The sequence below is a fragment of the Streptococcus sp. VTCC 12905 genome, assembly GCF_049893385.1.
GTDB lineage: Bacteria > Bacillota > Bacilli > Lactobacillales > Streptococcaceae > Streptococcus > Streptococcus suis_AA.
This window is the reverse complement of sequence record NZ_JBMVJC010000045.1, coordinates 1-11,757: the sequence shown is the minus strand read 5'-3', so window position 1 is coordinate 11,757 and position 11,757 is coordinate 1. Positions and strand designations below refer to the sequence as shown.

The following is an 11,757-nucleotide window of genomic DNA, read 5'->3' as shown; positions in this document are numbered from 1 at the left end:
GACATAATAAAACTCCCCTTATAGTTTCTAGTGAAAATTTTTATTTTTTCACTGTCCACTATAAGGGGAGTATATCATATTAATGCTCAAGTTTTTTTATTTTATTTAGTTTGCGTGACTAGCTATTAATTCCATTTGACCTGTAAAGGTCCAGTCTGATACATCGGCTGGTAAGATAAAGTGGGTACCTTTTTGAAGTGGATAGCTGGTTTCACCGACTTGGATGGCACCTTCCCCTTCGATGACACTGACAAGCAGGTAAGGAACGGTCTGTTTCATTTTGATTTCTTGATGAATATCCCATTTATAGACTGTAAAAAACGGATTTGCTACTAAGACGGTCGAATCAAGATGATCGATTTTAAGCTTGGCAGGTGTTGAATTGGCAACTGGACCAATTGTCAGCACATCAATCGATTTTTCAATGTGTAGTTCACGGAGGTTGCCTGCATCATCACGGCGATCAAAGTCATAGACACGGTAGGTTGTATCGCTAGATTGTTGGGTTTCTAGTATCATGATACCTTTACCGATGGCGTGCATGGTGCCGCTTGGTACAAAGAAGAAATCACCCTTTTTGACGGGTACATGGGTCAACAGCTTGTCCCAATCTCCAGCTTCGATTTGCTGGCGGAGTTCTTCTTTGGATTGAGCGTTGTGGCCATAAATGATTTCAGCTCCGTCCTCGGCTTCTAAAATGTACCAACATTCTGTCTTGCCTAATTCACCTTCGTGAGCCAAGCCATAGCTATCATCGGGATGGACTTGGACGCTAAGCCAATCGTCTGCATCAAGGATTTTGGTTAATAATGGAAAGACATTATCTGTGGGATTGCCAAATAAATGTTTTTCATTCTGATAGAGGTCATCCAGTCCTCTTCCTTTATATTGACCATTTGAGACTGTTGTTACGCCGTTTGGGTGGGCAGATATAGCCCAACATTCACCAGTTTTTTCACTAGGAATATCGTAGTGGTAGTTGGTTTTCAGGCGTTGACCACCCCAAATTTTTTCGTGCATTACAGGTGTGAGAAACAAGGGTTCCATATTCATCTCCTTTTTAAAAAGAATTCTACTATAAAAGTATAACAGAATTGTTAGAATTGTGTATCTGATAGCATGAGAAAAGTATAACAGAATTGTTAGAATTGTGTATCTGATAGCATGAGTGTTTTTTATTGACTTTAATTAAATAAGTAAGTAAACTTATTCTTTTATTAATATAGTCCACTTCTTTCCCCTGCAAGCGCTAACTTATGGTATAATATAATAAAACTGAAAGTGAGGGAACAGATGACCGTTTATGTAAAAGATCTGGTCGATAATCTGCGGATTGAATGTGCTTATGGTACTGAAGAGCTCCTGAAAAAACCGATTACAACTGCAGATATTACCCGACCAGGATTGGAAATGACTGGCTACTTTGATTATTACGCCCCAGAACGGATTCAACTGATTGGTATGAAGGAATGGTCCTATTTGACAGCAATGACTGCTCATAACCGTTACCAGGTCCTTTCTGAGATGTTCCAGCCAGAAACGCCTGTTGTTATTGTTGCCCGTGGTCTGGAAATTCCTGAAGAGATGTATAAGGCTGCTAAGGAAAAACAGATTGCAATTTGTAGAAGTAAAACTGCAACTAGTCGACTGTCAGGGGAACTCTCCTCTTATTTAGATAGTCGATTGGCACAACGTACCAGTGTTCATGGTGTCCTGATGGATATCTATGGCATGGGGGTTTTAATCCAAGGTGATTCTGGTATTGGTAAAAGTGAGACGGGCCTAGAGTTGGTTAAACGAGGACACCGATTGGTGGCTGATGACCGAGTTGATGTCTTTGCCAAAGATGATGTTACCCTTTGGGGTGAGCCTGCAGAAATACTTCGTCATTTATTGGAAATTAGAGGAGTTGGGATTATTGATGTGATGAGTCTATATGGTGCAAGTGCCGTTAAAGATTCATCAGAAGTGCAATTAGCAGTCTACCTTGAAAATTTTGAAACTGGCAAGGTGTTTGACCGACTGGGAAATTCTGGTGAGACGATTGAGATTGCTGGGATAGCGGTTCCTCAAATTCGTATACCTGTAAAAACAGGACGAAATATTTCTGTAGTGATTGAAGCAGCTGCAATGAATTACCGAGCAAAACAAATGGGATTTGATGCGACAAAATTATTTGAGGAGCGTCTTTCCAATTTAATTGAACACAATAGGAGTGAAAACTAAGATGGATCCAGTTGCAATTACATTAGGCCCCCTAGAGATTCGTTGGTATGCCGTCTGTATTTTACTTGGTTTAATGCTCGGAGTTTACTTAGCAGTAAAAGAGGCTCCACGCAAGAAAATCCTTCAAGATGATATTTTAGATTTTATCTTGATTGCCTTTCCACTTTCCATTATTGGAGCGAGAATATATTACGTTGCCTTTTCTTGGAGCGACTATAAAGACAATATCTTATCCGTTTTTGCAATTTGGAATGGCGGAATCGCTATCTATGGTGGTTTGATTACGGGAGCCATCATCTTGTATTTCTTTACACAGTACCGCTTTATCAAAACTCTAGATTTTCTAGATGTCGTTGCGCCATCGGTTATGTTGGCTCAGGCGATTGGTCGTTGGGGAAATTTCTTTAACCAAGAAGCTTATGGTAAAGCTGTTGATAGCCTAAATTATTTACCAGGATTCATACGTGATCAGATGTATATAGACGGTGCTTATCGTCAACCAACCTTCCTATTTGAATCGTTGTGGAACTTATTGGGATTTGTAGTGATTTGTATATTACGCAGACGTCCTAAACTTCTCAAACAGGGAGAAATCACAGCTTTTTATCTCATTTGGTATGGTTGTGGTCGTCTCTTAATTGAAGGATTGCGGACGGATAGTCTCATGTTCTTGGGCATACGCGTCTCACAATGGTTGTCTGGAATCCTAATCCTCGTTGGTATTATCATGGTTGTACTACGGAGGAGAAAAGCAACTATTCCGTTCTATCAATCATAAAGGAGAGAATATGATTATTGAAATTTCAGTGTTGATTATTGCCTTGTCCATCGCGGCGGTGGCAGTATACATTATTTTGTTTTTAAAAAAATTGAATACAGTAACGGATGAAGCGCAACAAACCTTAAAGGTCTTGACTAGTGATGTGAATGTAACACTCTACCAGACCAATGAGCTATTAGCTAAAACCAATGTGTTGGTAGAAGATGTTAATGGAAAAGTTGCTACTCTTGATCCGCTATTTGTAGCAGTGGCAGACTTGTCAACTTCTGTTTCTGACCTGAATAAATCAGCAAGAAATTTGACAGTCAAGGCTAAGTCTGCTGGAGCAAGTACAGTGAAGGCAGGTGGAGCGCTCTCTGCACTGTCAGCTATCTCATCTCTCTTAGGTAGGAAAGGAGAAAAAAATGGTAAGAAAATCTAGTAGTGTACTAACCAGTCTCTTATTGGGAGCAGCCGGAGGTGCAGCAGCTGCTGCATTTCTAGCAAGCAAAACTGGTAAAGTAGTCAAAGAAAAGGTAGTCAATTTTGCAAATGATTATAAGGAAAATCATGATGAAATCAATGCTGATTTCGTGAACAAAGCTCAAGATCTAGGAAAACAAGCATCTGAACGGTTCACTGAAGTGAAAACACAACTTGAAACTGGTGAACTGAGAGTTGAAGACTTGGTCAAATCTGGCAAGGAAAAATCTTTGGAAACCTTTGAACAAATCAAAGAAAAAATTGCAGAACAAAATCTTTCTACAGCGGATATTCTAGATGCAATTAAAGCTAAAACCGCTAAAGCACCAACAGTTGATGTAACGGCTGATGATATTGAAGATGCTGTGGTAGTTTCAGAGGATATTGAAATTGATATTGATTCTGTTGTTGTTGAACCTACTGTGAAGGAAGTAACTGAAGCACCAACAAATGATAGCGAAGAGTCTCACAACCTCTAAAATAATAGTCAAAGAATCAATTTAGCATTGCTAAATTGATTCTTTCTTTTGACAAGAAATTTGTTCATTTGTGACGGAAGGAATAATTTTGCCACAAAAACCTTGTTAAATTCTATTATTTCCAGTATTGAAATAATCATTTCATGTTACAATGATTGATAGAGAATATTAGAAAGAAGATTAAGATGAAATTACCACGTTTTGGGGTTGAAGAATGGCTGAATGTCCATGAAAAAAATGCAAAATATGATATTGCAGGGGTTTCCATCAAATCATTAACCTTAGATGAACTTTTTGAGTTGACCAATACTTCTGCAGCGACATTTTACAAGGAACTGGGAAAGACAAAATTGGATTATGGCTGGATTGAGGGGTCTCCAGGGTTTAAGAAATCGGTCAGTCAACTCTATCGTACAATCGGACCAGAACATATCTTACAGACAAATGGTGCTACTGGAGCAAATTTTCTAGCCCTCTTTAGTCTAATTGAACCAGGTGATCATATTATTTCGCTCTATCCCACTTACCAACAGCTCTATGATATTCCAAAATCACTAGGTGCAGAGCTTGAATACTGGCAGATCAAAGAAGAATTGAATTGGTTACCAGATTTAGATGATTTACGTCAATTAATTCGCCCTCAGACAAAGATGATTTGTTTAAATAATGCCAATAATCCTACGGGTGCGGTAATGGATGATGTTTTCCTAAAAGAAGTGGCTACGATTGCGGCCAGTGTTGGTGCCTATATACTAGTTGATGAAATTTACACATCGTTTTCAGAAAACAACAATTCTTCCATTGTAGACCTGTATGAAAATGGCATAGCAGTCAACAGTTTGTCCAAAACCTACTCCTTAGCAGGTATTCGTATTGGCTGGGTCGCTGCAAATGAGAAGGTCATTTCCATTTTACGTGATTATAGGGATTACACTTTGATTTGCGCAGGTGTATTCGATGATATGGTGGCTCAGCTTGCTTTGGAAAATCGCCAGGCAATTTGGAAAAGAAACCACCGCATTATCCACGAAAATCTATCAATTTTGGACCATTGGGTATCTATGCAACCTAGGGCATCCTATATAAAACCTGCTTTTGTCTCAACCTCCTTTGTCAAATTGGATGTTCCCATTCCGATTGAAGAATTTTCTTTGAACCTATTAGAAAAATATGGGGTATTGGTAGTACCTGGAAGTCGATTTGAAAAAGAGGGGTATGTTCGCATTGGTTATGCCTGTGACCAAGAGACACTGAAAAAAGGATTGGAGCTATTAGGAAATGCTTTAGCAGCATACGACAAAAGTCATTGAAAATCAACTAGAATCGAAGATCCATTGACAACTCATCACAAATGATATGAGTTCTTCTCAGTCTATCTTTAAGTCAAAGATAGCAACTTCTGGTATTCTTTTTTTAAGGTAACAGGCAGAAATGTAGCACTAGAACTTTTCACTCATCGAGGATCTTGACGAGAGGATATGTTGATTTTCAAGCAGTATAATCTTAATGTACATAAAAAAAGCTAGCTTAGAGAACCTAAACTAGCTTTTATTTTTATTGATAGTTGGGAGAGTAAAGAGATCGTTCCAATCAGGGAAATTTAGGTCGGGTTTTGGGAGGCGATTATTCCATCCCTCTAGCCAGATTTGATAACGGGTATCAAAGAGCATGCGAATGAGTTTATCCATCATCTCGGCTTCTTGAGGGGAGAATTCTTTTCTTAATCGATCAATCTCCTGTAATTTTTGCAAGGGATTGATGACAAAGTCACTAAAACGTTCGATACCAGCTTGAATGAAAATACCAAAAAATAGATCGAAAAAGGCTTGTAATTCTTCCTCTGTCAGACTAGCAGTCCATGCTTTTAAGGTACGGTCAATTTGCAAACTTTCTTTAGTAAGGGCTGGGGCGGTCCGAAAATCGTACCCATCTACCTCCCAAGAAAAGCTGATGTGTTGTAATAAACCGATTGTGCGGCTGCTCACTATTTGCGCTTTTTCTGGTGTTTCCAACATCATCCCTACAATGGAATTTTGAGGAATAATCGGTACAATTTTTTGTTTGATTCCCAAATACCCATCCGACGTCAAATACTGTTTATGAAGTCCTGGAGCGTCAAAAGCGTAAACAATCAAAATATATTGTTGAAGGGTTGGTGGAAGTTGAGAAGTAGCATAAATTGCTAAATTACCACCCTTCGAGTGGCCTGAAACATAAAAATCAGAATGTTGAGCAGCCATGATATCCTGCAAATAGCGACTGGCAGATTGTTGTGCAGGAATTTCCTTCATATAGGTCATATGGAAATCTTCCTTCCACCCAATGATGGTATCATCGGTGCCACGGAAACAGGTCAACACTGTATCTCTATCCAAGTGATAGCTAACTGCAGCAAATTGTTGTTGTAAATCAATCTGATAATCATTAACATAGGCAAATGCTTTCAAGTATTTATAGCGTTTTGAGCTAGCCATTAATTCAAAAAGAGTTAAGCGGCTCTTTGTGACCATGGTAAAAGGAGGAAATTTTTGATTGTATTTTTCATTGAAAGCATCAAATAATTTATCAATACGAATACCAGAACTGGTGAATTCTGTCGGAACAAGATCGTCAAAGGGGAGATAAGATAATTCTGTCAAGGCTAGAATATCTAATTTATTAATAGCTTGGTCATAGAAACTATCGTATTGGATATTTTTAATGTAATCTAGTAAATTTGGCATAAAAACCTCAAGTTTTCTTATAGATAAATAGTATAACCTAATCATGCATAGATGACAACTATTCGTATAGTTATTTGGCCATTTTCATAAAAATTTCACATTCATTTCCACTGAATAAATTTGCATGTATTTTATAGAATAGACTATAATAATAATAGAAGAGTGAAAGGAGATACAGATGCAGAAGATTTTTCTAGTCGAAGATGATAAACCATTAGCCAATTGGTCGCTAAAAACTTGACGAATTGGGGGTATCAGGTCCAAGAAGTAAAGGATTTTCAGACGATTTTGAAGCTAATCGACGATTTTCAACCTCACTTGATTATACTTGATATCAGTCTTCCTTTCTTTAACGGCTATTATTGGTGTCAGGAAATCCGTAAGACCTCTCGTGTCCCCATCATGTTTTTGTCTTCGCATGATCAGCCAATGGATATTGTCATGGCGATTAATATGGGAGCGGATGACTTTGTGACCAAACCCTTTGAAATGACAGTACTTTTAGCAAAAATACAAGGACTTTTGAGAAGAACCTAAGATTTTGTTGGTGAGTAGAGTTTACTCTGGTTTGAACAAATTAATCAGCAGGGGCAAACAATTCTGATGGTAACCCATTCGACAGCTGCAGCAAGTCGGGCAAAACGGGTTTTATTTATCAAAGATGGTATTCTCTATAACCAAATCTACCGAGGTGAGCGGACCAGTCAAGAGATGTTTCAGTTGATATCAGATACTCTGACTCTTATGGCGAATCGAGGTGAGTAGTATGTTTGGACTATGCTTTCGATTGGCGCTAACCAATCTAAAAAAGAACCGTCGTCTCTACTACCCATACGCAATAATGACCATTGTTTCCACAGCAATTTCTTATATATTTGCATCATTAGCTTTTCATCCTGATTTAGGTCAAGTCAAGGGAGCAAATGGAGTGACCCAAGTGTTGGGGTTTGGTATGATTGTGGTCATGTTAGCAGTTGCTATTATGGTTTTATATGCCAATAGTTTTGTCATCAAGCAACGGTCAAAAGAGTTCGGTGTCTATAGTATTCTGGGTTTGGAGAAAAAACACCTTCTTTTGATGACTTTGCTAGAAAATGTGGTCTACTCAACTAGCACTATTTCGACCGGCCTCCTTTTAGGACTGGCGGTTCTGTTGCAAAGTTTTCCAAAAAATCTATTTTAGTGTAAAATTGAGAAAAAAGACAGAGAGGACAGAGTAATGAATCATTTTAAAGGCAAACAATTCAAAAAAGACGTCATTATTGTCGCTGTTGGTTACTACCTGCGTTACAATCTAAGCTATCGTGAAGTTCAGGAATTGTTATATGATCGTGGAATAAATGTTTGTCATACTACGATTTATCGTTGGGTGCAAGAGTACAGCAAAGTCCTCTATTATCTTTGGAAGAAGAAAAATAGACAATCCTTCTATTCATGGAAAATGGACGAAACCTATATCAAAATTAAGGGACGTTGGCATTATCTTTATCGTTCAATTGATGCGGACGGCTTAAACTTAGATATCTGGTTACGAAAGAAATGGGATACGCAAGCAGCCTATGCTTTCTTAAAACGACTCCATAAACAGTTTGGTGAGCCGATAGCAATTGTGACCGATAAAGCACCTTCTCTTGGCTTCGCCTTCAGAAAGTTACAGAGTGTGGGTTTATATACTAAGACAGAGCACCGAACTGTGAAGTATCTTAACAATTTAATAGAACAAGACCATCGACCTATTAAACGACGAAATAAATTTTATCAGAGTCTCCGCACAGCCTCTTCCACGATTAAGGGCATGGAGACCCTTCGAGGAATATATAGAAAGAACCGAAGAAATGGAACGCTCTTCGGCTTTTCGGTGTCTACTGAAATCAAGATATTAATGGGAATAACAGGCTAAGATATTTGGAGTTCAGAGAGGGCGCGTTTGATTTTCAAACTTCGCATCAGAACCGATTGTGGCATAAGTTTGATTTTGACCTCGTTTTTCTGTGAACTGTGTTAACCTCCATAATAGCATGTGGAAAGACACAGGATCACGTGACGACGATCATGATTACTCATGATGCGACAGAGATTGCTGCGGCAGATCAATTAGCGAAAGTGGTTGCTGGCAGATTGGAGGTACACGGATGAATTTAGTAGTTAATAATACGTCGCTATTTTTGGCGGCAATGTTAGTGCTCGTCGCGTTAGGAATTAGTTTGTGGCAGAAACTTGGCTTGGATAGGGACATCGTCATTGGTGTCGTGCGGGCTGTTGTACAACTATTTATCGTGGGTTACTTGCTAAAGTATATTTTCCGAGTCAACAATTTTTGGCTAACGCCGGCGATGATGGGCTTCATTATCTTCAATGCGGCTTGGAATGCGAAAAAACGGGGTCCGGGGATTGACCATGCATTAGCCATTTCGTTATTAGCCATTTTTGTTAGTACGGGGGTAACACTCGGCGTTCTCGTGCTATCTGGTGCGATTAAGTTTGTGCCATCGCAAATGATTCCCATTTCTGGTATGATTGCGTCGAATTCAATGGTCGCAATTGGGCTGGCTTATCGCAGCCTCAATAGTCAGTTTCCTGACCAGCGGCAAGGTGTGCTTGAACGGTTGGCGTGAGGGGCTGGTCTACTTGATGCTTCGATTGCCATCGTGCGTGAAGCGATTCGTACGGGGATGTCACCAACCATTGATTCGGCAAAGACTGTGGGTCTAGTCAATCTGCCAGGGATGATGTCCGGTTTGGTCTTTGCAGGGGTCGATCCAGTACGGGCCATTAAGTATCAAATTATGGTCACGTTCATGCTCTTATCAGCGACTAGTTTGGGGTCAATCATTGCGTGCTATTTAACTTACCATAATTTCTATAATGAACAAAAACAGTTGAAGTAATGACTCCTGATTGCAGTCCCGCGGGGAGTCCTCTATGATGGAAGCTGAAATAAAACTTAATGCGGGGGTATTGATGTGAATGACGCAGCGGTTTGGGTTCCAGTTCCAGAAATGTTTTACTGGGGCTGGTTAGTACCACTTATATTTGGAACCATTTTTGGTTGGTGTTATCATCGCGATAAGGTTCGCCTAGGTAACGGTATTTGGTTTTCGCTATTTTTCTATTCGTTTTTAACCATGCTGGCGATTACAATTTTAGGTAGCAATATCCACTGGTTGATCATTATCAGTGGAACGTTGTTTGTGTTGCTGATCCTGTTGATTGGGCTGATTTTTACCTTACAAGCTTTCTTGCTCTTATGGAATGCGTGGATCAAGTGGCGTCATGAGAGTCATACGTTGGCGAATATGCTGACCTTGTACTTGGGACTGGCCATTCTGATTTTGCCATTTTTGGATAATCTGTTGAGTAGTCATGTGCCGCAGCCCGTGAGTTATTTTTGGAAAACTTTGCAACAGAACCGATGTAAATGTCATGCTTTAGTCAGTGAATCGGGCTATGTCATAGACTACACAATTACCCCTGCTTCAATGGCTGATAGTTCAATGACCGAGGAAGTGTTGAGTCAATTTGGGACACCAACAGTCCTTGGAGATATGGGATATCTAGGTCAGTCACTGCATGATAGCCTGGAATTAAAAGGAATTGATCTAATTACACCTGTCAGGAAGAACATGAAGCAAAAGAAAATCCTTTTCCCTAATTTTTCAAAACGTAGAAAAGTGATTGAGCGAGTTTTTTCTTTTTTGACAAATCTAGGAGCTGAGCGTTATAAAAGTCGTTCGCCCCAAGGTTCCAAGGTTTTCAATTGAAATTAGAGATGATACTTTTAGCGTATTCTTTACTGTTAAAATCAGCTAAATCACTGGAACCAGAGACTTTAAGATATTCTATCGGGTATCAAATCATGGCTAAATAATCAACTAGCAATTCGGGTCTTTATTAAATACTAATGATTGCATTAAAAATTGCTTTATGAGATAATTGCTAAAAAAGAGAGGATTCTCAAATGGATAACAAAGATATAGAGCTGATTCAACAAATGGAAAACAAATATGACAATTTTATGCCAGCCTTAACTAATTTAATTGATAGTGTTGAGAAATTTAACTCAATTTACAATAACTATATTGAATTAAACAATTTTTATGGTAGCGAAAAATGGTTTGAATATATGGAAATTGAAAAAATCCCAGTAAAATGCGGTGTTTTATCAGAAGACCAATTATATGATATGATTGGTGAACATAATGAACTTCTTGGAGCATTGCTTGACCTAACTTCAAAAATGTACAAAAATTTTTAAAAATATCAAAGATTCAAATATCTTAAAAATGGTGCAGGATACACTACTTGATAGTTTTCGTGCTGGTCGTCGCAACTATACAATTTTCCAAGTTGGGAAAGCGACCTTGTTTAGAGTAAGTGATGTCATGAAATTAAAGAAAACAGATGTCTTTAATCTTGATGGAACAGTCAAACAAACTGCATTTATTCATGATCAAAGAACAGGTAATGGAAATACGTTATATTTAAAACCTGTCCAACAAGATTTAATGCTTTATCATGCATGGCTAATCCAACAAAACATGAATTCAGAGTGGTTATTTCCTTCAACTTCTCGTCCTGATCGTCCTATTACCGAGAAACAGTTTTATAAGATTATGGCACGAGTTGGTGATCTTTTAGGAATTAACTATCTAGGAACGCATACCATGCGTAAAACAGGCGCTTATCGGGTCTATACCCAGTCAAACTATAATATTGGCTTAGTGATGCATTTATTAAACTATTCAAGTGAAGCCATGACCTTAACGTATCTTGGATTAGATCAAGCTAGTCGAGAAACGATGTTAGACCAAATTGATTTTGGGTAATGAATGTTTAGAACTTAGTAGTCGTCCAAAAACGACTACTTTTTTTGTTGAATCGTCCTTGGACGATTCAATGCTTTTGACTTATAAGAACAGGATTGAATGAAGCCATACTGTTCGCATATTTTTAGTGGATGAACAAACAAAATACGAGAGATTTTTTGTTCGTTCATCCATGGTTTTAGGGGTTCTGTTGCAAAGTTTTCCAAAAAATCTATTTTAGTGTAAAATTGAGAAAAAAGACAGAGAGGACAGAGTAATGA

General features: G+C 38.6%; 10 protein-coding genes and 7 pseudogenes. 14 read left to right on the top strand and 3 right to left on the bottom strand.

Going from position 1 to position 11,757, the window contains the following annotated elements:
- Window positions 1-105 precede the first annotated feature (105 nt).
- The gene (gene manA, locus ACPC58_RS11070) at window positions 106-1,047 is read right to left on the bottom strand and encodes a mannose-6-phosphate isomerase, class I (RefSeq protein ID WP_217374113.1); all 942 of its coding nucleotides are present in this window, start codon (window positions 1,045-1,047) and stop codon (window positions 106-108) included.
- A 246-nt stretch (window positions 1,048-1,293) separates the two neighbouring features.
- Here manA and hprK point away from each other — a divergent pair, with 246 nt between their 5' ends.
- The 5 genes from hprK (at window position 1,294) to ACPC58_RS11045 (ending at window position 5,258) form a co-directional block, all read left to right on the top strand.
- Window positions 1,294-2,226: an HPr(Ser) kinase/phosphatase gene (gene hprK / locus ACPC58_RS11065; protein WP_217374112.1), complete on the top strand. Its 933-nt coding sequence runs from the start codon at window positions 1,294-1,296 to the stop codon at window positions 2,224-2,226.
- 1 nt (window position 2,227) lies between these two features.
- Entirely contained in the window at window positions 2,228-3,004 is a 777-nt protein-coding gene (gene lgt / locus ACPC58_RS11060) for a prolipoprotein diacylglyceryl transferase (protein ID WP_217374111.1), read from the top strand.
- A gap of 13 nt (window positions 3,005-3,017) precedes the next feature.
- Complete coding sequence (locus ACPC58_RS11055) at window positions 3,018-3,428, top strand: DUF948 domain-containing protein (protein ID WP_277837698.1); 411 nt, start codon at window positions 3,018-3,020, stop codon at window positions 3,426-3,428.
- Complete coding sequence (locus ACPC58_RS11050; protein ID WP_217374109.1) at window positions 3,412-3,948, top strand: YtxH domain-containing protein; 537 nt, start codon at window positions 3,412-3,414, stop codon at window positions 3,946-3,948. The genes ACPC58_RS11055 and ACPC58_RS11050 overlap by 17 nt, the downstream gene beginning before the upstream one ends.
- Before the next feature lie 185 nt (window positions 3,949-4,133).
- Window positions 4,134-5,258 carry an aminotransferase gene (locus ACPC58_RS11045; protein ID WP_277837662.1) on the top strand — a complete coding sequence of 375 codons (1,125 nt, stop codon included), beginning with the start codon at window positions 4,134-4,136 and terminating at the stop codon, window positions 5,256-5,258.
- 231 nt (window positions 5,259-5,489) lie between these two features.
- Here the strand turns inward: ACPC58_RS11045 and ACPC58_RS11040 are convergent, their stop codons facing one another.
- Window positions 5,490-6,671, bottom strand: a complete 1,182-nt coding sequence (locus ACPC58_RS11040) for a DUF2974 domain-containing protein (RefSeq protein WP_217374107.1) — start codon at window positions 6,669-6,671, stop codon at window positions 5,490-5,492.
- A 178-nt stretch (window positions 6,672-6,849) separates the two neighbouring features.
- Between ACPC58_RS11040 and ACPC58_RS11035 the strand changes: the two are divergent.
- From ACPC58_RS11035 to ACPC58_RS10995, 9 genes and pseudogenes are all read left to right on the top strand, one after another.
- Window positions 6,850-7,205: pseudogene (locus ACPC58_RS11035) on the top strand (response regulator); the annotation flags it as partial.
- Window positions 7,206-7,238: 33 nt separating this feature from the next.
- A pseudogene (locus tag ACPC58_RS11030) lies at window positions 7,239-7,436 on the top strand (ABC transporter ATP-binding protein); the annotation flags it as partial.
- Between the two features lies 1 nt (window position 7,437).
- A pseudogene (locus ACPC58_RS11025) lies at window positions 7,438-7,821 on the top strand (FtsX-like permease family protein); the annotation flags it as partial.
- Window positions 7,822-7,890: 69 nt separating this feature from the next.
- Complete coding sequence (locus ACPC58_RS11020) at window positions 7,891-8,571, top strand: IS6 family transposase (RefSeq protein ID WP_434065999.1); 681 nt, start codon at window positions 7,891-7,893, stop codon at window positions 8,569-8,571.
- Window positions 8,572-8,702: 131 nt separating this feature from the next.
- Window positions 8,703-8,807: pseudogene (locus ACPC58_RS11015) on the top strand (spermidine/putrescine ABC transporter ATP-binding protein); the annotation flags it as partial.
- Window positions 8,804-9,559: pseudogene (locus tag ACPC58_RS11010) on the top strand (ABC transporter permease). The pseudogenes ACPC58_RS11015 and ACPC58_RS11010, both read left to right, overlap by 4 nt.
- Window positions 9,560-10,084: 525 nt before the next feature.
- Window positions 10,085-10,539: pseudogene (locus ACPC58_RS11005) on the top strand (transposase); the annotation flags it as partial.
- Window positions 10,540-10,629: 90 nt separating this feature from the next.
- A complete protein-coding gene (locus ACPC58_RS11000; RefSeq protein WP_434065998.1) occupies window positions 10,630-10,926 on the top strand; it encodes a DUF4298 domain-containing protein in 297 nt (98 codons plus the stop codon).
- Window positions 10,927-10,954: 28 nt separating this feature from the next.
- Window positions 10,955-11,497, top strand: a complete 543-nt coding sequence (locus ACPC58_RS10995; protein ID WP_434065997.1) for a tyrosine-type recombinase/integrase — start codon at window positions 10,955-10,957, stop codon at window positions 11,495-11,497.
- A 35-nt stretch (window positions 11,498-11,532) separates the two neighbouring features.
- Here ACPC58_RS10995 and ACPC58_RS10990 read toward each other — a convergent pair.
- Window positions 11,533-11,757 (bottom strand): annotated as a pseudogene (locus ACPC58_RS10990) (hypothetical protein); the annotation flags it as partial.